Raw genomic sequence first — 25,958 nt, 5'->3', positions numbered from 1 at the left:
CCGTGATCGTGGCGGTGGGGGTGTGTGTGGCCTGGTACGTGTGGCCGACGGGTAAGGGGCCCAGCACGGATCCGCACGTGCGCAACCCGGGCCGGTTACGGCCGATCTGCGCCTTGTCGGACGGGCGGACGCTGTATGCGGACGTGGATGGCGACGGCGTGGTGGACGAGGTGAGCGACAGTCAGGACCGGGACGGGCGCACGGTCGTGACGTTCGAGGGGCCTGGCGACAAGCGGGTCCAGCACCCCGTCTGGGCTGTCGCCACCACGGCGAGGGGGCGCGAGAGAACCCACACGCCGCCCGAGGTGGGATTCCGGGCGGCGTTCGGGGATTTCGACGGCGACGGCCGCGTGGACATGGCCGTCACGTACAGCGCACCCGACACGAGCGACTCTCCGGTCGACTCGGCGAGCATGCTCGAAGTGCGCTGGGGGCCGCTGGGCCGTGATCTCAGGGGCAGGAGCCGTGGTTCGATCCGGATGAGTCACGGTTTCTACATCGACGGTCTGCGTGCGGTGGGCGGCGCCCCGCAAAGCGCCGGCGCCGACCGGGCCTCCGCACGGTTGTTGGTTCACCAGTCGACGGGCGACGGCGTATTCGAGACGTACCGGGGACAGCGACGCGGTCATGATCTGGTGGTGCCGGACGAGCCGTTGCCCCGATGGTCAGAGGAGTTCGCTGAGCAGAAGGACGGGTGGGCCGACATGGGCCAGTGCCAGGCGCCACCCATCAGTACGGCCACCGGCCCCTGAACCAAGGCGCCGGACGCATGCCGGGTACGGCCAGGCGGAGCAGCGGATGGGTGGCCGGTCTCGCGATGCCGGACCCAGCAAATGGACCAAGGCCAGAACTAGTTGGCCACACTCCGGTTCTCGTCGCCGCCCGGGTCCCTCGGATCAAGCTCAACTGCGGACGCTCAGTCCAGCAACTGCTCGATCGTGAGGGGCAGGGACCGCAGCCGGCGCCCTGTCGCGTGGTGGACCGCGTTGGCAATGGCCCCGGCGGTGCCGACGAGTCCGACCTCTCCGATTCCCTTGGTCCCTACCGGGGTTGCCGGATCGGGTGCCCCGACGAAGGCCACTTCGATGTCGGGGATGTCGGCGTTGACAGCGACCAGGTAGTCGCCGAAGGTGGCGTTGGCGATGCGGCCGGTCCCCGGGTCGGTCTCCGTCTTCTCGAGCAGGGCCTGGCCGATGCCGCCCACCGTGCCGCCGATGATCTGGCTGGTCGCAGTCTTCTCGTTGAGGATGCGGCCGCCGTCGATCACCTGCACCACCCGGGCCACCCGCAGCAGCCGCAGGTCGGGGTCGATCCGAACCTCGACGAACTTCGCTCCGAAGGCGCCTGCCGTGGCCATCTCCCGCCCGTCGGCCGCAGGCGGGGTGCTTCGCCCGTCTGCGCTCAGTTCCTCCAGGCCGTGCCGCGCGAGGATGTCGATGTAGGACTCGCCCCGCCCGGGGGCCTCGGCCCGGTGGATACCTCCGCCCCTGACGACGACGTCGGCGAGGGTGCTGCCGCGCAGCGGTGACTCCGGATCGTCATGCACGATCTGGAGGAAATCCCGCACCAGCCGTTCGCAAGCGACGTGCACGGCGTTGCCGAGCGCGCCGGTCAGCCCCGAGCCGCCGGCCTGCGGCGCGTAAGGCATGTCCGAGTCGCCGAGGTCGAATCGCACCATGGCCGTGTCCAACCCGAGCAGATTGGCCGCGAGTTGGGTCATGACCGTGTAGGTGCCCGTCCCGATGTCGGTGGCCGCGCTGCGCACGTAAGCGGATCCGTCCCGGCGGACCGACGCGCGCGCCTGGCAGGGGACCTGGTAGTGAGGGTAGGAGGAACCGGCCACGCCGTAACCGATCAGCCACTGTCCATCGCGCATCGACCCCGGCTCCGGGGTGCGGCGCGACCAGCCGAAGCGCCGGGCACCCTCGGTGAAGCACTCACGGAGAGCCTTGCTCGACCAGGGCAGGCCGCTGCGCGGATCGGTCTCCGCGTAGTTGCGCAACCTCACTTCGAGCGGATCCATGCCGAGGGCGTAGGCGAGTTCGTCGATGGCCGACTCCAGGGCGAAGTTGCCCTGCCCCTCCGCCGGGGCACGCATCGATCCCGGGCAGGGAATGTTCAGGCGGATCTGACGGTCGGCGGTGAGTACGTTGGGACAGGCGTAGGAGACGGCGGAGCCGAGCGAGACGGGCTCGAAGTCGTCGTCCTCCATTGCCACCGACGAGGTACTCGTATGGCGGATCGCCAACAGCTCGCCGGAGCTGGTGGCGGCGATCTTGACGTGTTGCAGGCTCTCCGGGCGGTGACCCACCGAGGTGAACATTTCGGGCCTGGTGAGCACCAGTTTGACCGGCCGCCGCACCTCGCGTGCGGCGAGCGCGGTGAGGATCACGTGCGGCCACACGCGCAGGCCCGCTCCGAAGGCGCCGCCGACGTAGGGCGCGAGGCACCGGACGTTGCTCTCCGGGACGCCGAAGGCGGTCGCGAGCGTCGTCCGGACGTTGTGGGGCCACTGCGTGGAGTCGTGGACGGTGAGCGAGTCGCCGTTCCACACTGCGAGGGTGGCCATCAGGCCGAGGGGGTTGTTGGTGTTGTCGGGAGTGGTGTATGTCCCCTCGACCACGACGTCGGCCGCGGCGAGACCTGCCTCCACGTCGCCGCGCCGCTGGTCGAGCTCCCATGGATCGGTCACGATCTCCGCGTCCGGGTCCGTGATGCTCAGGCGGGCTTCGGCCGCCTCGTACGCCACGTCGACGAGCGTGGCCGCGTACCTGGCCTGTTCGGGGGTCTCGGCCACGACGACGGCGACGTGCTGGCCGTGGTGCAGGATGCGGTCGTCCTGCAGCGGGGCCGGCGGCGAGGGGCCGAGCAGCGTCATGGGGCCGCGCTGGAGCCGCGGTGCTTCGAGATGGGTGATGACTGCCAGGATTCCCGGCGCCTGCCGCGCGTGTGCGGTGTCGACGCTGCGGATCCTGCCGGCTGCGATCGTGCTGCGCACCACCGCGGCATGTGCCATGCCGGGATACGCGTAGTCGTTGGGGTAGTGGGCGCTCCCCGTCACCTTCGGCCGGGCGTCCACACGGTCGATGCCGGCGCCGACGGGCCCGCCTGCGTCAAGGGTGGTCATGAGCGTGCTCCTGCGGCGGTTTCGAGGGCCCGCACCAGGGTGCGTCGGGCGAGATCCACTTTGAATGCGGTGCCGGGCAGCGGCCTGGCACCGGTGACGGCGGCGTCCGCCGCCGCGCGGAAGGCGGCGGTGTCCGCCGGGGCCCCGCGCAGGATCTCCTCGGCATCCCGAGCCCGCCACGGGATGGTGCCCACGCCGCCCAGAGCGACGCGAGCCTGCTCGATCCTGCCGTTGTCGATCACCAGGGCCACGCCGGCCGACGTCAGGGCGAACTCGTACGAGGCCCGGTCGCGGACCTTGAGGTAGTGGGACCGTGCGGTCGCCGGGAGCAGGGGGATGTCGACTGCGGTGATCAGTTCCCCGTGTTCGAGCACGTTCTCCAGTTGCGGAGTGTCTCCCGGTGGCAGGTAGAACCGTGTCAGCTGGACGGATCGCGGTCCGTTCGCCCCCTGCACGTGGACGGTCGCGTCCAGCGCGGTCAACGGTACGGCCAGGTCCGAGGCGTGCAGTGCGATGCAGTGGTCGCTGGTGCCGAGCACGGCGTGCATACGTTGAATGCCGGTGATGGCGGCGCAACCGGTCCCGGGGGCGCGTTTGTTGCACGCACCGACCGCCGGGTCCCTGAAGTAGCGGCACCGGGCGCGCTGAAGAAGGTTGCCCCCGACGGTCGCCAGGTTGCGCAGTTGCACCGAGGCGCCCTGGAGGAGTGCCTCGCGGACGAAGGGCAGCCGACGGCTGAGGACGGGATCGGCCGCCAGCTCCTCCATTGACGTGAGTGCCCCCACCCGCAGGGTGGTCTCACCGGGGGTGATGCCACGCAGCGGCAGCCTGCTGATGTCGACGAGCCGGTCGGGCCTGAGCACGCCGTCTTTCATCAGGTCGAGCTGGGTGGTGCCGCCGGCGAGGAACGAGGCGGCCGGGTCGGCCGCCACTTCGGCGACGGCCTGATCCGTGTCCGTAGCCCGTACATACGCGAAGGGGTGCATGTCAGCCACCCGCCGCGTCGCGGACCGCCGCGCGGATGTTCGGGTAGGCGCCGCAGCGGCAGATGTTGCCGCTCATGAACTCCGCGATGTCCTCGTCGGAGCCGGCCCGCCCTTCGGCCATGAGTGCCACCGCCGACATGATCTGTCCCGGAGTGCAGTAGCCGCACTGGAAGGCGTCGTGCCGGGCGAAGGCCTCCTGCACCGGGTGCGGCTGCTCGCCCTGGGAGAGCGCTTCGACGGTCGTGACCTCTCGATCCTCGCACTGAGCTGCGAGCACGAGGCAGGACACCACCCGCTTGCCGTCCAGCAGCACCGTGCACGCTCCGCACGCCCCCTGGTCGCAGCCCTTCTTCGCGCCGGTGAGACCGAGACGATCCCGCAGGGCGTCCAGAAGGGTGACGCGCGCGTCCAGCCGCAGGCGGTACCTGTCTCCGTTGACGCGGAGGTCGGCGTCGATCTGCGGTACGCCCGAGGGCACAGCTTCTGCAATGTGTGACATAACCCCTCATTTCTGGGGTCACCTTAAGTCGAAGGTGTTCACATGACACGCCGAACACGCCTTTCATTACTTTTCGGGCGTTTCCTCATTCTAGGGTGGGCGGTGTGGCTACCCAGATGACCGAGGACGAGTGGCAAGCCTTCATCAGCGAGGGCACCCGCACCGGCAAGCTATCCACCATCCGGGAGGACGGCGGACCGCACGTCGTGCCCGTGTGGTTCCTGCTGGACGGGAGCGATCTCGTCTTCACCGCCGAGGACAGGACGGTGAAAAGCCAGAACCTCCTGCGGGACAACCGTGCCGCGCTGTGCGTCGACGACGAACGTCCGCCCTTCTCCTACGCCGTCCTGCGGGGCCGCGCGGAGATCTCGGAGGACCCGGGCCAGTTGCTCACCTGGGCGACCAATATCGCCGCGCGATACATGGGCCAGGACCTGGCCGAGGAGTTCGGCAGACGCAACAGCGTGCCCGGCATGTTCCTGGTCCGGCTCCGAATCGAACACGTCACCGCCTACTCGGACATCGCCTGACCTCGATCGACCGACGCGGCGGTGACGGGCTGCCCGGCCGCGAGCCGCAGGGAGCCTTTCCCCCAAGACGGTCGACTGCTTCACCAGCCTCGTCTCCGTCCCGGCGCACACCGACTGGGCCGTCACACCCAGCGGACACCCCGATACAGCAGCACAGTGCTCACGGGCAGCACACGGCACCGGGTGGTTACCGTCCAGCGCGTCCTCGCTGCGGAGTGAGACGTGGCCCGCATCCTTCGTCAAGCCGCTCATCCCAGCCCGCCGGTTCACCCCCACTCGCGCGGGGAGCAGGCCGGCGGCGGCCCCGCTGTCCGGACGATGGAGGGTTCATCCCCGCACGCACGGGGAGCAGTCGCTGTCCGCCGTCCTCGGTCTCGCCGTCACGGGTTCATCCCAGCATCGGCGGGGGTGAGCTGCCTTCGCCGTGCTGTTCAGCACACGGTCAGCAGGCCGTTCTCCTGCACGACGTCCAGGGACAGCGTGCGGTAGCCGACGGTTTCGAACAGCACGGTCAGACGCTGGTCCTCCTCGCTCATCACCGAGCCCTCCCCCCACTGCTCGTGCCGGACCAGGGTGCCCGGCTGGAAGGAGTGCTGCCCGTCGGACGGGGAAGAGTCACCGGTCGCGGGGATCGAGCCGCCGGTCCCGGACAGGACCGCCGGACCGCCGCCTCCACCCTGCTGGGCCAGCTCGGCCGCTACGCACTGGTCACAGGATCCGCATCCTTCGGACCCGTCCAGTGCCTGGCCGAAGTAGCCGAGCAGGAACCGGCGGCGGCAGCCGGTGGTCTCCGCGTAGCCCCGCATCATGTCCACCCGCGATCGTTCCAGCTGCTGGTGGGCATCGCCGAGTTCGACAGCTTGTTCCGCGGCGCGGGCCGCGGTCTTGCCGCCGGTCGGCTCCAACTCGCCGTCGTCGGTGGTGCGGACGGCATCGACCTGCTCCAGGAGGTTGACGACCGCGGTCAGCCGGCTGGCCGTCAGGTGGGTCTCCTCCCGCAGCTCGCTGGGCGGTACGGGCCCGTCGTGGCTCTGAAGGGTGCTCGCCACCTGGGTGACGGTGTCCGGGTCCGGGCGGCCTGCCGCGAAGAAACGCTGCATGCCGAGATCCTTCGGCCGGTAGGCGAGTATCGCGCGCGAGGGCTCGCCGTCACGCCCGGCCCGGCCTATCTCCTGGTAGTAGGCGTCAAGTGACCCCGGGGCGGAGGCGTGGAGGACAAACCGCACGTCCGGCTTGTCGATCCCCATCCCGAAGGCCGAGGTCGCCACGACCACGTCCAGCGAGCCCGCCATGAACCGGTCGTGCACCGCGCCGCGTTCGGCCCCCGGAAGCCCGGCGTGGTAGGCCGCCACATCCAGCCCCAGCGCACCGAGTTCGTCCGCGTACTCCTCCGCCTCGCGGCGCGTCGCCGCGTAGACCAGGCCCGGTTTGGGCTCCGCCGCCGCCCGCTCGATCACCGCCCGCTTCTTGACCGCGGCGTCCTGGAAGGCGATGACCTCCAGATGGATGTTGGGACGGTCGAAACCGGTGACGACCTCGTGCACGTCGCGCATGCCGAGCTGCGCGACAATGTCAGCCCGCACGGGGGCGGCGGCACTCGCGGTCAAGGCGAGCACAGGAGGCCGCCCGAGCCGGTCGATGACCTGCCCCAGCCGCAGATACTCGGGACGGAAGTCATGACCCCAGGACGACACGCACTGCGCCTCGTCCACCACGAACAGAGCCGGCTCCGCCGCCGCGAGCTGCTCTATCACGTCGTCCTTCGCCAGCTGTTCCGGCGCCAGGAAGAGGAAGTCGACACCGCCCGCGCTGATCCGGTCCCACACCGCCGCGTTCGCACTGCCGCTCTGCGTCGAGTTCACCGCCACCGCCTCCGGGCCCTCCCGACGCAACAGCCCCTGCACCTGGTCCCGCTGAAGAGCGATCAGCGGTGACACCACAACAGTCGGACCCGGCATCAGCAGACCGGGCACCTGATAGACGGCCGACTTGCCAGCGCCGGTAGGCATCACCACCAGCGTGTCCCGCCGCTCCATCACCGCCTCCATCGCCAGCAACTGCTCCGGCCGCAACCGCTCCCAGCCGAAAACCTTCCGCGCGCTACGCTGCAACCGCCGCGACGACGAAGTGACCATGACGCTCCTCGAACTCGGACCCGAACCGCGGCAGCAACCACCGGTGACATCCCTCTGCCCCCGCGATCACGCGTTAGCACCCCGGAAGCCAACCGGTCGCAATCCGCCCGCGATGCCCGCTTTCCCGACCCGCCGCACCCCGGCTTCCCGGCGGCACGGCCCCGTCCTGTCGGACCCGCCTCGGGAAGCCTCGTCGTGGCCCCGCAACCCAAACGCCGACACCATCAGCGATGGAGGGGACGGAGTGGGCCAGACGGTGACGCCCCCATCGTCCTGGCGCCGGCGTTAGGAAAGCATCAACGTCGCCCGGATAAAGATCAGGAGATGGGACACTGCGGACTGTGAGGGAGCGGCCAGTGAACAAAAAGCACATGCGCGCGATGCTGCGAACCATGGCGAGCGGGGAGACCGTCAAGGTCACCAGGAGCATGGGATCGATCCGGGGGCTTGCCCGACTCGCCTTCATGGCCGAACAGTTCGGCTACACCTACGCTGACGCGGGGCTGGGAGGGTTCAAGTCCCAGGAGCTCGTCCTCAAGCTCGTGCCCGACCACACTCCCGAGGCACAGGCACGTGCCGCGCGGAACCGGGAGCTGTACCCGAATGCGGCCGACGGGGTCTCGCTGCCTCCTCTCGTACGTGAGGAGGTCGAGTTCCTCGAGACCCGCATCTCCTTCGACTTCACGACGCAGTACACCGACACGCAGCGGATAGCGATCGCGGTTCCTGTCCTCACCGCGCTGGCGGCTGCCCCTTGCCTCCGCTTCGGCGTGCACAGCACCGTCACTGTCGTCGCCGTCATCATCTGGGCCGTGCTGATGACCTTGATGCCCCTCGGTCTCGCGAGCATCCGGCGCAAGCGCGCCGCATACGCCGCTCGTCTGCAGGCGGCCGGCTTCGTACAGGTCAAAGACGCAGTCGGCCGGCAGCGCTACGCGCCACCCCCCGGACAGCGGCCCGAACACGGCAACCTCGTCCACCGCAAGGACGTAGAGGCTCCAAGGACGGAAAAACCCTGAAATCGATGGCGAGCGCAGCCGACCGCTGAGGACATTGCACTTCCCCGCGGACGGGATCCGCTTAGCAGGCTCCAAACGTCAGCACATACCCACCACCCGGCCATGGAGCTCGGAGCGCTCGTGATCGACCGTCGTTCCCGGCGCAACCTCGTGGTGACTTTGGGGGGCTCGGAGGAGTAGCCGGTGTATCCCTGCTTTGGACGGCTCTCACCGCAGACTTGTCGCATTATGCGCGGATTGAGTTGAGGTGGGGAGGCCGGTCCACGGCCGCTGCCTGTGCCCGGCTGGGGACAGGCGGCGGCCGGCTGGCGGCTTCCGCTGTGGGTTCAGGTCGTGCGGGGGCTCTGCAGTATCCGCAGGCTGTGAGCCGGAAGAGTCAGCGTGGTGTCCGAGGCCGTGGCTCCGGCTTCCGTGGCGAGGGGTTCTGCGGTGTCCACCAGGGTGGTCCACTTCTGCCCGAAGTCCTCTGCGGGGAGACGGAATTCCACAGGTTGGTGGTAGGCGTTGAAGAGCAGCAGGAAGGAATCATCGGGGGTGGCGTTGGGTTCCGAGCGTTCGATGTCGCTGTCGCCGCCGAGGTAGACGGTCAGCGCGTGGGCGTCGCCGCGCTGCCAGTCCTCCTGGTTCATGAGCTGGGCGTCCGGGCGCAGCCAGGCGATGTCGGCGCGTTCGGCAGGGGTCGTGTCGCTGGGGCCGTGCAGGAACCGTCGGCGCCGCAGAGCCGGGTGTTCGTGGCGCAGTCGCAGGAGGTGGGCCGTGAAGTCGCGCAGCTGCCGCTGGTCGTCGTCCAGGTCCCAGTGCATCCAGGCGGTTTCGTTGTCCTGGCAGTAGACGTTGTTGTTGCCGCCCTGGGTGCGGCCGGTCTCGTCGCCGTGGGCGATCATCGGGACGCCTTGGGAGATGAGCAGGGTGGTGAGGATGTTGCGGTGCTGGCGCAGCCGTAGTTCTCGGATCCCGGGGTCGTCGGTCGGTCCCTCGGCGCCGCAGTTGAAGGACCGGTTGTTGCTCTCCCCGTCGGCCCCGTCCTCACCGTTGGCGTCGTTGTACCGCTGCTCGTAGGAGACGAGGTCGCGGAGCGTGAACCCGTCATGGGCGGTGACGAAGTTGATACTGGCGCGCGGTCTGCGGCTGTCGTGCTGGTAGAGGTCCGGGGATCCGGTGATGCGGGCCGCGAACTCGCCGAGCGTGCCCTGGTCCCCGCGCCAGAAGCCGCGCACGTTGTCGCGGTACTTGCCGTTCCACTCGCTCCACAGGGCGGGGAAGTTGCCGACCTGGTAACCGTCGTCGCCGATGTCCCAGGGCTCGGCGATCAGCTTGACCGCGCCGATGACCGGGTCCTGCTGCACGATGTCGAGGAACGCCGACAGCCGGTCCACCTCGTGGAACTGCCGCAGCAGGGTGGCCGCGAGGTCGAAGCGAAAGCCGTCCACGTGCATCTCGGTGACCCAGTACCGCAGCGAGTCCATGATCATCTGAAGGACGTGCGGGTGCCGCATCAGCAGGCTGTTGCCCGTGCCGGTGGTGTCGAAGTAGTGGCTCGGGTCGTCGTCGACCAGACGGTAGTACGACCGGTTGTCGATGCCCCGGTAGGACAGGGTCGGGCCCTGCTCGTTGCCCTCCGCTGTGTGGTTGTAGACCACGTCGAGGATCACTTCCAGGCCCGCCGCGTGCAGCGCCTTGACCATGGACTTGAACTCGTCGACCTGCTGGCCGCGCGTGCCGGTGGCGGCATACGCGTTGTGCGGGGCGAAGTAACCGATGGTGTTGTAGCCCCAGTAGTTCGACAGGCCCCGGTCGACCAGGAAGCCGTCCTGGGTGAACTGGTGCACCGGCATCAGTTCGACGGCGGTCACCCCGAGGTCGACCAAGTGCGCGACGACGGCCGGGTGGGCCATACCGGCGTACGTACCGCGCAGTTCCTCGGGGACGTCGGGGTGCAGCCGGGTCATGCCCTTGACGTGTGCCTCGTAGATCACCGACTCGTGATACGAGCGCTGCGGCGGCCGGTCCCCGGCCCAGTCGAACGAACCGGGATCGGTAACCACGCCCAACATGCCGTGCCCGAGCGAATCGCGGTCATCGGCAACGCCGGGATCGTCCATGCGGTGGCCACACAGCGAAGGATCCCCGTCTATCTGCCCGTCGACAGCCTTGGCATAGGGGTCCAGCAAAAGCTTTGCCGGGTTGCAGCGCAGCCCGTTCGCCGGGTCGAAGGGCCCGTGCACCCGGTACCCGTAGCGCTGGCCGGGGCCCACACCGGGCAGATAGCCGTGCCAGACCGACCCGTCCACCTCGGGTAGCGCCATACGGCGCTCCGCCCCGTCGTCGTCGACCAGACACAGCTCCACCTTCTCCGCGACTTCCGAGAACAGAGCGAAGTTGGTGCCGGCGCCGTCAAACTCGGCGCCCAGAGGGTAGGCGCGACCGCCCTGAAGATCCATGACCATGGTGTGCCCCGGCCTCCCGACCTCACACAGCACGATTTGTCATCCGCAGGCGGGCAGTACCGGCCGCCCTCAAGGACTGTTCAGCCACCCGGTGAGCAGGCCGTTCTCCTGGACAACGTCCAGGGACAGCGGGCGTGGGATCCGGGCGGTGATTCCCGTTCCGGCGGATCAGCGCGCTGCAGCAGAGGTGGCCGAGCCTCGACCTTCGACCGGGAGGCGTACAAACAACACAACACAGTCACGCGGTGAGCAAACCGCCTGATCAGTGGCGCAGCGCCACCAACCATGATCTACCCGGTTAGAATCCACATCGCAGCATCTTCACGTGGTCAGTCTGATGATCAAGACGAAACGGCCTCGGCGTGACGAGCTGACCGAGCCCCGTCCGGGAATGACGGCATGTCAGATCGCGCTGAGCGGGCCCGGAGGCCTATGGAAGCTGGACTCCGGACCAGTCATCGACTTCACACTGTCCGTCGGCATTGTTGCCTGCGGTCACGACTGTGCCGTTGGCACGCAGGCCAAGGGTGTGCGTTGAACCGGCCGCCACAGCAACAATGTCCTGCCACTCCCCGACTTCGCATTGCCCGTAGCTGTTGTCTCCCGTCGCGAGGGCCCGCCCGAACGCGGTGACCCCGACGGTGTGGTAGCTGCCCGCGCTGAGCGCCACCATGTCTTCCCACTCATCGACCTCGCACGACCCGGTTGCCCGGTCTCCGGTCGCTACTGCCCGCCCGTCGGCTTTGAGGCCGACGGTATGGAGATACCCGGCCGAGATCGCAGCTAGGTCACTCCACCCCTCAACGGCGCACTGCCGTCGTCGGTTGTTCCCCGCGGCCAGTGCAGAACCGTCCGACCGAACGCCGACCGAGTGCCAGTCGCCACACGAGAGGACGGCTATCTCTCGCCAGGGCTGCACGTCGCACTGCCCTTCTGAACTGCGGCCAACCGCCAGCACGCGGCCATTCGCGAGTAGTCCGAGCGTGTGGCGCCAGCCTGCGGCCACGACCGTGACGCCTCGCCATCCGATGACATCACATTGCCCATCGCCGTTCCACCCCGTTGCCAGCACCGTGCCGTCCGACCGGAGTCCCACCGTATGAGACCTGCCCGTGTTCGTCGCGGTATGGACGTTGCCGGCTGCCAACCCGACGACGTCTTCCCATAGCTCAACACGACACTCTGCGGCTGCGGTATTGCCCGCGGCGAGAACGGTTCCGTCCCAGCGCCGTCCGACAGAATGACGCCTTCCGGCCGCAAGCACCGACGAGGTAGCGAGCATTCCGCCTCCTTGTGCTCGACTCGAGTTCGCGCATGGAACGCCACCTTACGTTCGCCTGGAATCAGAGCGAGGTCCTCAGCCGTCGCCAGCAGTTGACGGCTAACCGAGTGTGATGAAGGTGCCGGTGGATGTCGTCGCGGATCTCCCAGCGCGCCGTCGCCACCCGCTACGAGAAACGGCATACATCCACCTCGGCGCCGTCTCACTCGCCCTCGACACCGCCTCACTCACCGCCCTCGCCATCTGGCTCAGAACATGATCCGAGAAGCAGTGCCTAGTGCTGTGACCGGGAAGCTTCGCCGGGGTCAGTACGCTGACCCCGGCTGCAGTGGACAAGGAGGGCGGGCGTGACGCGGAGACCGACGCCGGACGAGGCTGTGGAACTGCTTGAGGACGAACACGGGCCAGATTGGCAGGCGTTCGATCTGGTTACGCAAGACATCCGGCATGCCTTCCTCCGCTTCGGCCGGCGACTGTTCGACGTGACGGGCACTCCCGACGCTGACGGTCTGCTGTTCTCCTGCGGAAACGGGCCTCCCTGCGTACCGCGGCCGAAACTGAGCCGCAGCCCCTCCACCATCAGCGATGATATCCACCGCGACCAGCACCCATCCCATCACCCGTCTCGGCCCTTCCCAGCCTTTGCGACGATCCAGGAGCAGCCATGACCACCGCGGACCGCTTCCGTGCCGCCGTCGACAGTCGCGACCTCGACGCCCTCGGCGACCTCCTCACCGACGACATCCGGCTCCACAGCCCGGTCTCCTTCAAGCCGTTCGATGGCAAGGCCGCAGTGATGGGCCTGTTCGGGGTGCTGCTGCGCACCTTCGAGGACTTCCGCTACGTGGGCCGTCTCGACGGCGCAGCCGAGACCGGCGCCGACGGGACCGAGGCCCCCTCGGCGGTCCTGATCTTCCGGGCCACCGTGAACGGTCGGCAGATCCACGGCATCGACCTGCTCCACTTCGACGACACCGGGCAGATCAAGGAGTTCACGGTGATGGTCCGCCCGCAGTCGGCGGTGCACGCGCTGGGCGAGGCCGTCCTCGCCGGCCTGGTCGCCGACGGGCTCGCGCCGGACCCGGCGACCCAGTAGCCGAACCTCCGCTCGCGCCGGGTGCGGCACGTCCTTGGTCGGCGATGGAGGACGCGCGGGGACGGGCAGTGGCCATGATCGAGGAGAGGCCCGGGCCGTTCGCCGCCACCGCCCGATGGCAGGCCCGGCATTTCAACGCGGACGGTGAGGTCCCTTACGCGTCCACTAGAAAAGCAGACCGTTGCGACCGAAGCCGTGCCGCTCGATGCCAGGGCTCCTAGGGCCCAGAGTCGGCCCAGAGCGTCGCTGCCAGATGCTGGCGAAAATCTGGTCAGCCGGTTGAGACCTCGGAACGGTCACCGCCCCACAGCGTGTGGAACGAGCCCTCCCGGTCGGTGCGCGTGTACGTGTGCGGCGCCGAAAAAGTCGCGCTGACCCGCGGCGAAGCCCGGCGTCGGGCGCCCTGCCGCACGTGGCCATGACGACCGCGTGCCAGCCGTCCCGCGCCGCGCCGCGCCGATCTCCTCGGCGAACCGCTTGTCGGACAACAGGCTCGGCAGGTCGCGCTGCGTGCCCAAAGGGCGTCACAACTCGCCGGGAAGACAGAGCAAGGAACCACAACTCCTGGGCTCACGACACCACTCCCCCGGCTGCCCCGAAGCATGGCCTTCGTCGTCGGTGACGAGGACGTGAGCGCCAGGGGCCAACCGCTGCGAACCTGCCGCGTCAGCGATGCGGGCCTCGCGGCTCGGCAAGGTGCGACCCCGTCGGCGCCACCAACCCGCTCCGCGCCCTGCCCGTCCTGACGAGCCTCGAACTCGACCGCTGACAGACGATCAAGACAGCCGCCCATGGCCGGCACGACCACCCACGAACCCCGCCACACCAGCTGCCGTCCCAGCGAAAACCAAGATGGTGGATGGTCAGTGAGGATCCGAGCGGACCTCGGTCAGTCGATGCCTTCAACGATGCGGAAGTCGCGCTCGACGCCGTCGGAGAGAACGACCAGCGCCTCCTGGTAGGCCGCACTCTCGTGCGCCGCTACGGCCTGCTCGAAGCTGTCGAACTCGATCAGGACGGTGCGCTCGGCGATTCCGGCGTCATGCGCCACGACCCGACTGCCACGGGCGAGGATCCGACCGCCCCCGGCCTCGACGGCCGGACCGGCCAACTTGTTGTAAGCAGCCAGCTTTTCAGCGTCTGAAATGGTGCGGTAGGCGCTGACCCAGTAGCCCTTGGGCATGGAACCTCCAGTGTTGGGATGAGTGCATCTGAACTTACGGGTTGGTCTCGGACGGGCGTCGGCGCCAGAGAGCAAGGCTTGCCAGCGTCGTGATCGCCATGGCGCCGATGCCGACCAACGCCGCGGTGGTGTAGGCCCTGTCGTCGGGGAAGAGGTGACCGGGGCCGGTGCCCGCGGCGAGGATCAGGCCGCCGATGGCACTGCCCAGGGAGTACCCGACGCTGCGGACGACGTAATTGAAGCTCATGGCGCTCGACGTCTCGCTCTTGGGAGTGACCGCCAGGATGACGCCGGGCATCGCGGCCGAGAAGCCGCCGACGCCGAAGCCGAGCACGCCCATCGCCGCGAACAGTTCGGCCAGGTCCGACCGGGCCGCCGCGAACAGAGCGAACCCGCAGCCGACCACGACGGCGCTGCCGGCCAGGAGCAGGGGGTCGGCGATCCGCGTCCGGACCCGCGGCGTGAACTTACCGGCGACGAACCCCAGCACCGAGAAAGGGATGAGGACCAGCCCGGCGACGAAGGTCGTCAGCCCGAAGCCGTAGCCGGCGCCGTGCGGCGTCTGCGCGTACCGGGTGATGAGCGTGAGCAGGAGGTACATACCGATCCCGCCGACGAACATGGCGAGGTTCGCCCCGGCGACCGCCGGATGCCGCAACGCCCGCACATCGACCAGAGGCGTCGTGCTGCGCAGCTCGATGACGGCCCAGACGCAGAGCAGCATCACCGCGACGACGGCGAGGCCCGCCGCCACGGCGAGGTGCCGGCTCCATAGATTCGGTTCACCGGCCAGGAACAGCACCAGGAGCAGCGCAGCGGCCAGGACGACCGCGCCCGCCACATCCACGTGGGCGGAGCGGCCTTCGGGAGCTTCGGGCATGGAGCGCCACGCGGTCACGAGGGCGGCGACGGTGACGACCAGGCCAAGACCGTAGGCGGCCCGTACCCCGCCGAACTCGGCGAGCAGTGCGGCCAGCGGGTAGCCGACGCCGGCCCCGATGATCGAAACCACCGAGATCAGCGCGATCACGGCCGTGCTGCGCTCCTCGGGGAGGTGGTCCCGGGCCACGCCCATCATCAACGCCGTCAGCCCGAGCCCGACGCCCTGGGCCGCCCTGCCGGCCAGCAGCCACGCGAACGGCAGCGGCAGCACGGTCAGCGCGCTGCCGGAGACGACGACCGTCAGCGTGGCGAGGATCGTGGCCCGCCGGTGCGGGCCGGCTCCGAGCCGGCCCAGGACCGGCGTAGCGACTGCGCCGCTGAGCAGCGCGACCGTCAGCGTCCACTGCGCGCTGCCGAGCGAGACGTGGAACGAGGTCGCCACGCTGGTGATGAGCGGCGTCCCGAGGCTGGCGACCGCCGCCACGACCAGAGCGATGAACGTCAGGGCGGGGACCAGCAGCCGCGCCTCGGAACGCGCCACCGGCAACGCCCTCACCACGACCCCGCCGACCGGCTGCCGGTCACTGCTTCAACCCATCGCGGTCCTGGCTTTCGAGCTCCGTCAGATGCCTCAGCGCCGGAAGGGCCGCCACCAGCGCCTCGACCTCGTCGCCGGTGAGCTCGCCGATCAGCCGCTCGAACGCGTGGACGCCCGCCTGACGCCGCGTACGGACGTAGGAGGCGCCGGCCTCGGTCAGGAACACCAGCGTGACCCGCTTGTCGGACGCGTCGCCCCGCCGCTCGACCAGGCCGGACTCCTCCATCACCCGGACCAGAGTCGTCATCGCGGGCTGGGTGACGCCCTCGACCGCGGCCAGATCGGTGATGCGTCGCGGGCCGGTCCGGTCCAGGGTGGCCAGGGTGGCGGCCGACGTCAGGCTCATGTCCCGGGGCAGGCGCCTCGCGGCCCTGGTGGCCAGGCCGTAGAGGGCTGCCCCGATGGCGGCGGACGCGCCGGGAGCGTTGTCTTGACGACTCATGCCCGAAGCATAGCATTTTTATATTCATAGTTTATGGATTCGGTGCGAACACCTCGCCAACGGCCGGACCGTGACTGCCCCGGGCTGCCTCCCGCACTGGCGGTTGCCGCCCGCGCGAATCACCGCGAGCGGCGTGCCGCGTCCGTCGGCGATCAGGCGCTGATTCGATCCGGCTCGACCTCGGTCGGACCTGGTCTCGTCTGGCTCCCCTATTTACGGCTCGCACGTGGCTGGAGTCGACCAACACCCGTGACATGAAGACGAGACCATGGCCCCCCAACAGACCACTGTCGGGCCGGGAGTCACTTCCCGGCCCGGACGGCGGTCAGGGAAAACCGCACCAACGGGACGACCACGGGGAGCTTGTCAGCGGGCCAGCCGATTGCGTGGTCGCCCTTCTGACCATCTTTCCTTTCAGGAATTCTGTAAATTTTTCTCGTATATAATGAAATCGCACGGGGTGGCAAGCAAAGGCGCGAGGTCGGGATACTGCTCCTCGAAGGCCCCCTTGCGGACCACTTGGTAGCCCGACCTCTCGTTCCACTCCGCCATAAACCGTTTAGATGCCTGGTCCCAGCCGCGAGGGACCAGGAGCTCGATTTGCAGGGTCTTGACACCCCGCTTTCGCAGCATATCTACTACGAAGCGTCGCAGCTCACGTCCGATCCCCACGTTCCGGCAGTCGGGGTCGGAGACCAGCATTCCCGATTCCCCTTTCTCCGGGCTAAGCAGCTGTACACGAATGGACCCGGCGAGGAGTCCGCCGATCCTTGCCACGATGATCTCCCCGGCCCGTGTGAATTCGACAATCTCTCCCACAGTTGTTCGCGTTGCGCCTGGAAGCCACTGCCCGCTTTCGGAAGCCGCGTAGACTCGGTTTACCAGGTCGGCTATTTGAGTCATCAGAACCGCGTCATAACTGGTCTCCGGCGGCAGGATCTCGATATCTATGGAGGGGGATGTAGTCATAAATTTTCACTCTTTCGTTCATCGAACTGTTCAGAACCAAGGCATTCCCGCTGCGACATCCTGTCGTTTCGCTACGAGCCCCATCCCTAGCTCTGCGGCCACACCATCGTGAAGCCAGTGGTTGACGTGTCGACGATATCGCTCCAGCGCCCCGATTGGTTAATCAACCAATCTGACGCCGAAAGCCCGCCGATCGCAATTGAGCCAGCGAGAGGGGCAGGCACCGCGGCATACAGGACAGATGCCGGGTCACCCCCAGTGCCCGAGAACGGTCCCAAGGAGGACGAGGACACCCGTCACACGGTTCGACACAAACAGGAGCCGACACCGTTCCGGGTCGTCGATGTCCAACGTGGCCAACTGCCAGATCATGTGTACGGCAGCTGCTCCCAGGAGGACGTAGAAGGGCCAATGGGAGTCGGCGTCCATGCCTGCGGCACACAGGCCCGCAAGAGCCGCGACGTAAAAGACGCTCACCCACGTACGTGTCGACGTGCCGAATAACAACGAACTCGACTTCATTCCGATTCGGCGGTCGTCTTCCTTGTCCTGGTGGCCGTAGATGGTGTCGTAGCCCAGAGTCCAGAAGCCCACCCCAACCCACATGAGTACAGCAGGTGCTCCGATTCCCCCTGTGACAGTCGCCCATCCTGCAAATACGAGAGTGTTGCAGCAGAAGCCCAACCAGCCCTGGGGAAGATGCGTGACCCGCTTCATGAACGGGTACACGATGAAGGCCGGACAGCAGAGCGCTACGATAACGGCGGCGGCTTCACTCGCCCACCACAGGACAGCAAGTGACACGACAGCTTGAACAGCCGTGAACACAACGGCGGCGGGGACGCCGACTTCCCCGGAAGGAATCGGCCGTGAAGCAGTACGACTGACCCCGGCGTCGATCTTCCGGTCCACTATGTCATTCAGTGTGCAACCTGAGCCGCGCATGAGGATCGCAGCAACTCCGAATAACACGAGCGATTTCAAGTCCGGCAGGCCCTTGGACGCCAGGCACAGGCCCCACCAGCCAGGCAGCAGGTAGAGTCAGGTCCCGATCGGCGCCGGCAGGCGCATGAGTCTCATATAGGGCTGCACGTCGGAGGGCAGACGCGACACTATGGCGGAAGCAACGGTGCCGGAGGGCGGCGGCAGAAAAAGCGGCCGTACATAAGGTTTTTCTACCGTCGTGGGTTGCAATGCGATCCAGTTTCATTTCACAGGAATGGCTGGGAATAGCGGAAATTGGTCGTCGCAACTCCGGCAGCCAGCCCGGCATGGGTGTCGACCCGGCTCAACGGGCGCACGCCGTACGGACCCAGCTCCCGTGCGGCCAGGTCTGTACGGCGGCGACGTCACTGACGTGTGTCCGCTATGTGACCGGCTCAGTAGCGCAGGTCTTGTCGTGAGCGGGGCGCCCTCCGGTGGTCAGGAAGATGGTGACGGCATTGTTCGCGCACGTGTTGCGGCCGAACGGGTAGACACCGTGGCCGCCCTCGTCCGCGGTCACCATCGTGGCCCGCTGGCCCAGCGCCCAACGCAGCTTCTTGGCGCCGACCAGCGGGGTTCCAGGATCACGCTCGTTCTGCACGAGGAGGATGTTCGAGGGCCCGCGGCTGCCGACCTTCACCGGCTGTTCGAAGTCCTTGTGCGGCCAGAAGGCGCAGGGCCCGACGTTCGCCGTGGAGCCACCCAGCTTCGGATACAGCAGCCGGTCCACTGCCACGTCACGCTGGTACTCTCCGATTTTCGTGGGCCAACGTGTGTCCGCGCAGATGACATAGAGGCGGGCTGCCATGGAGGTTGCCGCGTTCGCCGGCGCGGCCGGTGGTATCGGTTCGCCCTTGTCGAGTGACTGCCAGGTCTTCGCGACGTCCGGCATGAGCGAGTCGGCGTAGAGGCCGTCGAGTGTCCTGCCGCGGAACATCGAACCGTCGACACCACCGACCGGCTTCTCGTCCAGTCGCTTGGCGAGTTCGAAGAACTTGGCGGTCACCTGCCGAGGCGTGGTACCCAGCCCGTATTCGGGATGCCCGGCCACGAAGGCCGCGAATTCCGGGAAACGCTCTTCCATTCCCCCGGCGACGAGCCGAAAGGCGCCGACGTCGTAGCCTCGGGGCCCCAAGCTGCTGTCAAGTACGATCCGGTCACCGTGGGGCGGGAAGAGTGTCGCGTACACCGCGCCGAGCGAGGTGCCGTACGAAGCCCCGAGGTAGGAGATCTTGCTCTCGCCCAGTGCCGCCCTGATCCGGTCCATGTCCCGCGCCGTGTTCGCCGTGGTGGTGTGCGGCAACATCCACGCGCTGTCCGAGCCGGCGCACTGCTGAGCGATCGTACGCGCGTACTTCGCCTCCCGGGTGACGTCCGCGGACGCGTGGGCGTACGCCGGAAACGCGCCCCGCTCCTGCTGCTGCGGAGTCAGATCGCAGCTCACCGGCGAGCTGTGACCCGCGCCCCGGGGATCGAAGCCGATCAAGTCGTAGGAGTCGACCACGTCCTTGGGCATTCCCAAGGCTGCGAGAGCGGCGGGATAGATGAGCCCTTCCGCGCCGGGGCCTCCCGGATTGGTGAACAACACCCCACGGCGCTTTTCGGGTTTGTCACTGGCCAGTCGGGAGACCGCGATCTCGATCTGGCGGCCGTCGGGCTTGCCGTAGTCCAGAGGGACTTGCAGGGTTGCACACTCCAGACGCGGCGCGGCGGCTCCCTTCGGGCACGAGCCCCACTTCAGGGATGCCGTTGTGTCCTCAGGCGTGTCGCCCGTCGCCGCGAAAGCGCCTGCCATCGCGGTCACCGCGACCGCGGCGATGGCGAGAGTGAAGGCCAGGGCCTTCCTGTGCGGCCGTTTCCGTCCCCGATGGACACGAGGATGCGAAGGTGCGCTCGACGGGTGGCCCGTGTCAGCAGTCGGCGACCCGCTCCTGCCCTCTGGGTCTTCTGGTCGTTCCGACACTGAATCATCGCCTCCGGGTGGGTTGCTTGAGGGTCACTGCCGGTCGCGGGTCTCCAAGGAGCCACGACGATGTTCGACGGAGCACGGCAGACGACCCGCCCGATAAGCAGTTGACGTATCACCTACATTAACATTCGCGGTTGATGCGTCAACTGGACGACCACTCACCGCGCCGGGGCCTGCCGGGGGACGCGCCGCCCCGACCCATCTACCGGAACAGCCTGAAGGACGTGCCCCGTGAATCAGACAAATGACTCCCTGCATCGCGTCGTATCCGCGTACGCAGCCGCGAGCGAGGCGATGAGCGCCGCCACCACAGGACGCACCCGACGAGGACCGGAGGGGGCCTTGCTCGCAATATCAGGAGCGCCTATTGCCTCGATGAACGGCATCATCAGCCCCGCCCTCGCTCCCAACCCGCAGGAGATAGCTTCGCTGGCGGCCTCTGAGAGCCCGTGGGAGCTTCCCTGGGGAATTCAGGTCCGTGGGGTGCCTGGACAACTCGTCACCAAGGTGGCGGCAAGCTACGGCCTGACCCAATTCAACCCGAGTCCCCTCATGCTGAGACGGCCCGAGCAGGGACTTCCGGCGGAGCCCTCGATTGACTCCTTCCGCGTTCGGGCCGTGGCGGCCGACGAGCTCGATCTGTACGCCAGGACCGTCGCAGAGGGCTTTGAGACGCCACATGAGATGTTCCACGTCTTGGCCGAACCGGCTCTGGCAAGGATAGAAGGGGTGGAGTTCTATCTGGCAGAGCTGGACGGTGTACCAGTAGGAACAGGCATGACTGCCATCTCCAACGATCTGACGGGCATCTTCAACATCACCACGCTCCCGCCCTACCGGCGGCGCGGCTACGGACTGGCCATCACGACGGAGATGGTGCGTGCGGGCTTTCGCGCCGACGCCACCACTGCCTACCTCTACGCAAGTGAAACAGGCGAGCCCGTGTACGAATCGGCCGGCTTCCGCACCGAAGAATATCTGACGGTGATCACGGCTCCCTCATAGGCGCGGCAGCACGCCACGCCCCTCCCAGGGGCACGATCACGAGGCCGTCGGCCGGGAACCTCCGCGTGAAGTTCGCCCTGAACGCCCAAGAGAACAACGTTGGTTGACGCGCCAATCGGCGGCATCTAATGTAGGTGACGCGTCAACCACATGGTTGAGGGTCCCGGCCCGGCCAGCCCGTATCTGCCTGTATGGGGCATGAGATGTCGGCGCACTGCCGGAGACCTGCGGACGCAAAATTCCAGAAGGGCAATCTCTTGAGTACTGGGAACAAGGCCGGACTCGGCGCGCTGCTGACGCCCGAGGAGAGCGTGCTCGTCCTCATCGACCACCAGCCGTTCCAGTTCGCCAACCTGCACAGCCACGAGCCGACGATGGTCATCAACAACGTCGTCGGGCTCGCCAAAGCCGCCAAGGTGTTCGACGTCCCGACCATACTGACGACCGTTCTGGAGGACCGCGGCGGCCTTCTCCTCCAGGGCCTCCAGGACGTGTTCCCGGAGCAGAAGCCGATCAACAGAACCTTCATCAACACCTGGCAGGACGAGCGCGTCGTGAACGCCGTCAAGGCGACCGGCCGCAAGAAGCTGATCATCGCCGGCCTCTGGACGGAGATCTGTGTGGCCATGCCCGCGATACAGGCGGCCGACGAAGGCTTCGAGGTCTTCGCCGTCACCGACGCGTCGGGCGGCGCCACGAAGGAAGCCCACGACATGGCGGTGCAGCGCATGGTCCAGGCCGGTGTGGCCCCGATCACCTGGATGGCAGTGCTGGGCGAGTGGCAGCGCGACTGGGCCCGCCAGAAGACCGTGCCGGGTGTCGCCGACGTCCAGGCGCAGCATGGCGGTGGCAGCGGTGTGGCCTTCACCTGGGAGATGCAACTCCTGGCAACGCACACCGTGAGCGAGGCCTGACATCGCCGCCGCCCGGAAGCCGATCCGTATCGGGTACTGCCTGTCCTTGACCGGTTCCCTCGCGGACAACAGCCGGTCGGCCCGTACGGCCCATGAAATCTGGCGCCAGGACGTCAACAGCCGAGGTGGACTTCTCGGCCGTCCTGTCGAGTTCGTCCGGTACGACGACCAAGGTGACGCCGACAACGTTCCAGGGATCTACGAGCGGTTGATGGACGAGCACGACGTGGATCTCGTCATCGGTGGATACGGCACCAACACCCTACTGCCGGCCATGCCGTTGATGGTCGAACGCGAGCGATTCTTCGTCGGACTGATGGGCCTCGGTGTCAACAACGAGCTCCGCTATCCGAACTACTTCGCCATGATCCCCACCGGCCCGGATCCGAACACCGCGCTCACGGAGGGGTTCTTCGCGCTCGCCGCGGAGCAGACTCCCCGGCCACAGACCGTGGCGCTCGTGTCTGCCGACGCCGAGTTCTCGCGCAATCCCGTTCTCGGCGCCAAGGTGAACGCTGAGAAATACGGCATACAGGTGGTCCACGAAGCCACGTATCCGCTGTCGACCGAGGATTTTACTCCCGTGATCGATGCGGTCGCCCAGAGAGGCAGCGACCTGTTGTTCCTGTGTTCCTACTTGGACGACTCGGTTGGCCTGGCGCGCACCATCCGTTCCCATCACTTCCGGCCGAAGATGGTCGGCGGTGCCATGATCGGACCGCAGAACACCGCGGTGAGAACGAAGCTGGGCCCACTGCTCAACGGTTTCGTGAACTACGAGTACTGGGCACCGGTGCCGAAGATGATGTTCCCGGGCGTTCAGGACCTGCTGATCACCTATCAGGAACAGGCCGCCGAAGCCAGTGTCGACCTCCTGGGGCACTACATGGCACCACTCGCCTATGCGCAGATGCAGGTGGTCGCCCAAGCCGTTGAAGCGACAGGCGGTCTTGACGACGCGAGCCTCTCGGCCTACGCGCGCGGGGCGACGTTCCCGACCGTCATGGGCGATGTCAGGTTCGGGACCAAGGGAGAGTGGTCGCAACCGCGGGTGCTGCAGGTCCAGTTCCAGGGAATTTCCGACCATGAGGTCGGTCAATTCCGGAACGGGTCGAGGCAGATCGTCGTATCCCCACCGGAATCTTCTTCCGGCGAGCTCATCTTCCCGTACGCGGAAGCTCTCACCCCCGAGTGAGGGAGGCGAATCGCAGCCTTGAGAGAACGGGCCGCCGTAGGTTCCGGTGGCCCGTTCGTCGGCCCGAGGGCAGGCCATCTTCTGAGGGCAGTCGACGTGGTCCTCGACGTCTCCGGACGCCGGGGGTGGTCTCGCCGTTGGCCGTCGCACGTCGGAGCGTAGCGTGCAGGTGGGCAACAGAAGTTGCTACAAATGACCGCACACAACAATCGCACGTATGTGATTGCTGATGCAGCGACGATCACGGGATGGGTTGTGACACCGCGGACATCGCACCCGGGCAAGGGACCATTGGCCGAGTATCTGAGCGTCCGACGCTCCCGAGTCCTACCTGAGCAGCACGAGCTGGCCGGTGGCGGGCACCGGCAGGTGCCCGGTCTGCGCAGGGACGAAGTCGCGGTGCTTGCCGGTATCAGCACCGACTACTACACGAGACTTGAGCAAGGACGGGAGCGCCACCCCTCGCACAAGGTCACTGTCGGGATCGGGCAGGCTCTTGCGCTGAAGGACGAAGAGGTTCAGCATCTGCTGCGACTCGCGTCGCTCGCCGAGCCGGAGCAGTGCCCGGCAACGCCCCCTCACCTCGCGCAGACCCAGCACATGCTGGACTCTCTCCACGTACCGGCCCTGCTGTCCAGCGCGACGGACATCGTGTCGTCGAACAAGCAGGCCGACGCCCTCTTCGAGCCCTTGCACCCACGCGACAACCTCGTGCACATGGTCTTCGGCTCGCCGGCGGCGAAGGACTTCTTTCTGGACTGGGACGGGATGGCAGTCAAGGCCGTCAACTGCCTGCGCATGTTCGTCGATCACTACGTCAAGATGGCTGACCTTGCCGAGCGGTTGACGCGTGAGAGTGAGGACTTCTCTCGGCTGTGGGCCGACCACACGGTGGGACGGAATTTCGCGATGTCGATGCCCGTCCGGCACCCGAGAGTGGGCGAAATCCGTCTGACGCAGCAGATCTTGAATATTCCCGGAGCTGAGGACAACGTCGTGCTGATCTTTCCTCCGGTCGACGCGCCGGCGGCGGAAGCCGTGGCGAAGCTCGCGTGACTTCGCGAGGGGGCGCTCGGCTGACATCGGGCGAGAGAGCGCAGCGGCGGAGCGTTCCGCCCCAACCGCTGAGCACCCCACGCCGACAAACCTGACCTGCGGCCTGAAGGTATGCGTACCGTCAAGCGAGTGCGGGACCGATGAGGCGAATCGACCCGATGAGTTCGTCCTCGGTACGCACCGGAAGGTGCGCGACAGCCGGCGCGTGGGTGACCGCCGACCAGTCGTAGGTCTGCGTGACCTGCGTACGGTTGTCGCCCAGAGGCTCCAGACGCCACACGAAACGCTGCCCGAGCGGCCTGTCACCAGACTGACCGGGCGCCCAGCCGACGGCCCGCCCGGGTTCGTAGACCACGACGTGGTTCTCCGTGGTGTAGTCGCCGAACATGTCGTTGTGCATCCCCATGACGAACACGTCGCCGACGCCGGTGATAACTGATTCGGACTCAGGACCACGGATGGTGCCACTGGCATCGATCTCGCGATGCCGCGACGGATCGGTGAGCAACTCGAACACAACGTCCGCACCGGCGTCCACCACCTCGGACACGGTGATGCTGGTCCTGCCGGCATGGGTGACCGGATCGAGGTAGAACCGGGCCCAGTTGATGAGTCCGTCCCGTTCCATGACGATGGCAGGACCGCGCAACAGGGTGGGCTCGTTCGCCGGGTTGGTGCCGCGCATCTCCCACTCCGACCAGATCTCCTCGCCGTCGCGAGCACTGCGCAGGATCTCGGCACGCACGTCGGGCAGTCGGGCGAACATGCCTGTCCACATCTGCAGGACCTTGTCGTTGCCCACCCAAGCCTCATGCGGCCGCAGTGGGCGCTCCATCGCGTAGTCGTCGGTGAAGCATGCCGCCACCTGCTTCGGATCATGCGAGTTGATGGCGTCGCGCAACGCCTCAAGGACACGCTCGGGCATAGCAAGGACTCTCTTTCTTACTGACGTCAAGGCAACAGCGAAACGACCGCCGTTGAACCCCGTTCTCTCTTCTCCGCCTCACCGCAGGCAAGGATGTCGTCCTGGCCAACGGGACGGCGGTCCCCCAGCTTGGCCCGGAAGGGGTGCGCGTCGGGTAGGAGTGGCGCTCCTACCCGCACGGCCGCGAGTCGGGCTCTGACAGTGGGAGACGTGCGGCGAGATGCCGGAGGACGAATCGTTGTCGCAACTCCTTGCTCGCTGTCGGCTGCCGACACCCGCATCGAGGGTTAAGTTGATACATCAACCTAGTGGGGTTACGCTGATGTCCTGACTGACGGGATTCTGCCGAGTTGAGCGGGATCAGACCCCACAAGGAGCACACATGACGGTCGAAGTGAGCGACGTCCCCGAAGCCAAGCGCTACGAGGCCCGTGTCGATGGAGAGTCCAAGGTGGCGGGCGTCGCGCAATACATCCGCACGACGGAACTCATCGCGTTCGTACACACCGAGGTCGAGCCGGAGTACGAGGGCAAGGGCGTCGGGTCCGCACTGGCCCGCACGGCCCTTGACGAGGCACGCGAAGCGAACCTCCGGGTGCTGGCCACCTGTCCCTTCTTCGCGGGCTGGATCAGCCGGCACCCCGAGTACCAGGACCTGCTGTACCAGTCCCGAAGCAAGGTCAGTGACTGAGAAGCCGAGCACGGCAAGAACGGA

The 25,958-nt window shown here is 67.2% G+C and carries 24 protein-coding genes and 1 pseudogene; 11 read left to right on the top strand and 14 right to left on the bottom strand.

Features of this window, described 5'->3' with window-relative positions; translation table 11 throughout:
* The first annotated feature begins 77 nt into the window (after positions 1 to 77).
* Entirely contained in the window at positions 78 to 752 is a 675-nt protein-coding gene (locus OHS57_RS37180; RefSeq protein ID WP_328584902.1) for an FG-GAP repeat domain-containing protein, read from the top strand.
* A 164-nt stretch (positions 753 to 916) separates the two neighbouring features.
* Here the strand turns inward: OHS57_RS37180 and OHS57_RS37175 are convergent, their stop codons facing one another.
* From OHS57_RS37175 to OHS57_RS37165, 3 genes are read right to left on the bottom strand one after another with little or no spacing between them, the layout of a single operon-like run.
* The gene (locus OHS57_RS37175) at positions 917 to 3,127 is read right to left on the bottom strand and encodes a xanthine dehydrogenase family protein molybdopterin-binding subunit (RefSeq protein WP_328584901.1); all 2,211 of its coding nucleotides are present in this window, start codon (positions 3,125 to 3,127) and stop codon (positions 917 to 919) included.
* Positions 3,124 to 4,113 carry an FAD binding domain-containing protein gene (locus OHS57_RS37170; RefSeq protein ID WP_328584900.1) on the bottom strand — a complete coding sequence of 330 codons (990 nt, stop codon included), beginning with the start codon at positions 4,111 to 4,113 and terminating at the stop codon, positions 3,124 to 3,126. The genes OHS57_RS37175 and OHS57_RS37170 overlap by 4 nt, the downstream gene beginning before the upstream one ends.
* A gap of 1 nt (position 4,114) precedes the next feature.
* A complete protein-coding gene (locus OHS57_RS37165; RefSeq protein WP_328584899.1) occupies positions 4,115 to 4,612 on the bottom strand; it encodes a (2Fe-2S)-binding protein in 498 nt (165 codons plus the stop codon).
* Positions 4,613 to 4,716: 104 nt separating this feature from the next.
* Between OHS57_RS37165 and OHS57_RS37160 the strand changes: the two genes are divergently transcribed.
* Positions 4,717 to 5,142, top strand: a complete 426-nt coding sequence (locus tag OHS57_RS37160) for a PPOX class F420-dependent oxidoreductase (protein WP_328584898.1) — start codon at positions 4,717 to 4,719, stop codon at positions 5,140 to 5,142.
* A 431-nt stretch (positions 5,143 to 5,573) separates the two neighbouring features.
* On the opposite strand, the gene OHS57_RS37155 is transcribed toward OHS57_RS37160, so the two are convergent.
* On the bottom strand, positions 5,574 to 7,277 hold the full coding sequence (locus tag OHS57_RS37155) for a RecQ family ATP-dependent DNA helicase (RefSeq protein WP_328584897.1): 1,704 nt from the start codon (positions 7,275 to 7,277) through the stop codon (positions 5,574 to 5,576).
* Between the two features lie 356 nt (positions 7,278 to 7,633).
* On the opposite strand from OHS57_RS37155, the gene OHS57_RS37150 reads away from it, so the two are divergent.
* A complete protein-coding gene (locus OHS57_RS37150) occupies positions 7,634 to 8,296 on the top strand; it encodes a hypothetical protein (RefSeq protein WP_328584896.1) in 663 nt (220 codons plus the stop codon).
* 326 nt (positions 8,297 to 8,622) lie between these two features.
* Here the strand turns inward: OHS57_RS37150 and glgX are convergent, their stop codons facing one another.
* Both glgX and OHS57_RS37140 read right to left on the bottom strand, forming a co-directional pair.
* Positions 8,623 to 10,737 carry a glycogen debranching protein GlgX gene (gene glgX / locus OHS57_RS37145; RefSeq protein ID WP_328584895.1) on the bottom strand — a complete coding sequence of 705 codons (2,115 nt, stop codon included), beginning with the start codon at positions 10,735 to 10,737 and terminating at the stop codon, positions 8,623 to 8,625.
* A gap of 436 nt (positions 10,738 to 11,173) precedes the next feature.
* Complete coding sequence (locus tag OHS57_RS37140) at positions 11,174 to 12,025, bottom strand: RCC1 domain-containing protein (RefSeq protein WP_328584894.1); 852 nt, start codon at positions 12,023 to 12,025, stop codon at positions 11,174 to 11,176.
* Between the two features lie 112 nt (positions 12,026 to 12,137).
* On the opposite strand from OHS57_RS37140, the gene OHS57_RS37135 reads away from it, so the two are divergent.
* From OHS57_RS37135 to OHS57_RS37125, 3 genes are all read left to right on the top strand, one after another.
* A complete protein-coding gene (locus OHS57_RS37135; protein WP_328584893.1) occupies positions 12,138 to 12,284 on the top strand; it encodes a hypothetical protein in 147 nt (48 codons plus the stop codon).
* Between the two features lie 88 nt (positions 12,285 to 12,372).
* The gene (locus OHS57_RS37130) at positions 12,373 to 12,693 is read left to right on the top strand and encodes a hypothetical protein (RefSeq protein ID WP_328584892.1); all 321 of its coding nucleotides are present in this window, start codon (positions 12,373 to 12,375) and stop codon (positions 12,691 to 12,693) included.
* Positions 12,690 to 13,121, top strand: coding sequence for a nuclear transport factor 2 family protein (locus OHS57_RS37125; protein WP_328584891.1), 432 nt, complete (start codon positions 12,690 to 12,692; stop codon positions 13,119 to 13,121). Before OHS57_RS37130 ends, OHS57_RS37125 begins: the two co-directional genes overlap by 4 nt.
* Before the next feature lie 271 nt (positions 13,122 to 13,392).
* On the opposite strand, the pseudogene OHS57_RS37120 reads toward OHS57_RS37125, so the two are convergent.
* The 7 genes and pseudogenes from OHS57_RS37120 to OHS57_RS37085 all read right to left on the bottom strand — a co-directional run.
* Positions 13,393 to 13,624 (bottom strand): annotated as a pseudogene (locus OHS57_RS37120) (NADP-dependent phosphogluconate dehydrogenase); the annotation flags it as partial.
* Positions 13,625 to 14,010: 386 nt separating this feature from the next.
* Positions 14,011 to 14,304, bottom strand: a complete 294-nt coding sequence (locus OHS57_RS37115; protein WP_328584890.1) for a DUF1330 domain-containing protein — start codon at positions 14,302 to 14,304, stop codon at positions 14,011 to 14,013.
* Positions 14,305 to 14,338: 34 nt separating this feature from the next.
* Positions 14,339 to 15,727, bottom strand: coding sequence for an MFS transporter (locus OHS57_RS37110; RefSeq protein WP_328584889.1), 1,389 nt, complete (start codon positions 15,725 to 15,727; stop codon positions 14,339 to 14,341).
* Positions 15,728 to 15,767: 40 nt separating this feature from the next.
* Positions 15,768 to 16,130 carry a MarR family winged helix-turn-helix transcriptional regulator gene (locus tag OHS57_RS37105; RefSeq protein ID WP_042002100.1) on the bottom strand — a complete coding sequence of 121 codons (363 nt, stop codon included), beginning with the start codon at positions 16,128 to 16,130 and terminating at the stop codon, positions 15,768 to 15,770.
* A 510-nt stretch (positions 16,131 to 16,640) separates the two neighbouring features.
* Positions 16,641 to 17,195, bottom strand: a complete 555-nt coding sequence (locus OHS57_RS37095; protein ID WP_198533557.1) for a GNAT family N-acetyltransferase — start codon at positions 17,193 to 17,195, stop codon at positions 16,641 to 16,643.
* Positions 17,196 to 17,444: 249 nt separating this feature from the next.
* Complete coding sequence (locus tag OHS57_RS37090; protein ID WP_328585252.1) at positions 17,445 to 18,227, bottom strand: 4-hydroxybenzoate octaprenyltransferase; 783 nt, start codon at positions 18,225 to 18,227, stop codon at positions 17,445 to 17,447.
* Positions 18,228 to 18,561: 334 nt separating this feature from the next.
* Positions 18,562 to 19,974, bottom strand: coding sequence for an alpha/beta hydrolase (locus tag OHS57_RS37085; RefSeq protein WP_328584888.1), 1,413 nt, complete (start codon positions 19,972 to 19,974; stop codon positions 18,562 to 18,564).
* A 549-nt stretch (positions 19,975 to 20,523) separates the two neighbouring features.
* Between OHS57_RS37085 and OHS57_RS37080 the strand changes: the two genes are divergently transcribed.
* From OHS57_RS37080 to OHS57_RS37065, 4 genes are all read left to right on the top strand, one after another.
* On the top strand, positions 20,524 to 21,153 hold the full coding sequence (locus OHS57_RS37080; RefSeq protein ID WP_328584887.1) for a GNAT family N-acetyltransferase: 630 nt from the start codon (positions 20,524 to 20,526) through the stop codon (positions 21,151 to 21,153).
* A gap of 257 nt (positions 21,154 to 21,410) precedes the next feature.
* Positions 21,411 to 22,067, top strand: coding sequence for a hydrolase (locus tag OHS57_RS37075; RefSeq protein WP_328584886.1), 657 nt, complete (start codon positions 21,411 to 21,413; stop codon positions 22,065 to 22,067).
* Between the two features lies 1 nt (position 22,068).
* The gene (locus tag OHS57_RS37070; protein WP_328585251.1) at positions 22,069 to 23,262 is read left to right on the top strand and encodes an amino acid ABC transporter substrate-binding protein; all 1,194 of its coding nucleotides are present in this window, start codon (positions 22,069 to 22,071) and stop codon (positions 23,260 to 23,262) included.
* A gap of 192 nt (positions 23,263 to 23,454) precedes the next feature.
* A complete protein-coding gene (locus OHS57_RS37065) occupies positions 23,455 to 24,318 on the top strand; it encodes a helix-turn-helix transcriptional regulator (protein ID WP_328584885.1) in 864 nt (287 codons plus the stop codon).
* A gap of 121 nt (positions 24,319 to 24,439) precedes the next feature.
* On the opposite strand, the gene OHS57_RS37060 is transcribed toward OHS57_RS37065, so the two are convergent.
* Entirely contained in the window at positions 24,440 to 25,243 is an 804-nt protein-coding gene (locus OHS57_RS37060) for a nuclear transport factor 2 family protein (protein ID WP_328584884.1), read from the bottom strand.
* A 382-nt stretch (positions 25,244 to 25,625) separates the two neighbouring features.
* On the opposite strand from OHS57_RS37060, the gene OHS57_RS37055 reads away from it, so the two are divergent.
* Positions 25,626 to 25,934 (top strand): GNAT family N-acetyltransferase, encoded by a 309-nt coding sequence (locus tag OHS57_RS37055; RefSeq protein ID WP_328584883.1) that lies wholly within the window; start codon positions 25,626 to 25,628, stop codon positions 25,932 to 25,934.
* The last annotated feature ends 24 nt before the right edge of the window (positions 25,935 to 25,958 follow it).

This window comes from Streptomyces sp. NBC_00370, from assembly GCF_036084755.1.
Taxonomy (GTDB): Bacteria; Actinomycetota; Actinomycetes; order Streptomycetales; family Streptomycetaceae; genus Streptomyces.
Note: the sequence above shows the minus strand (reverse complement) of the source record. Positions and strands in the feature narration are given on the sequence as shown.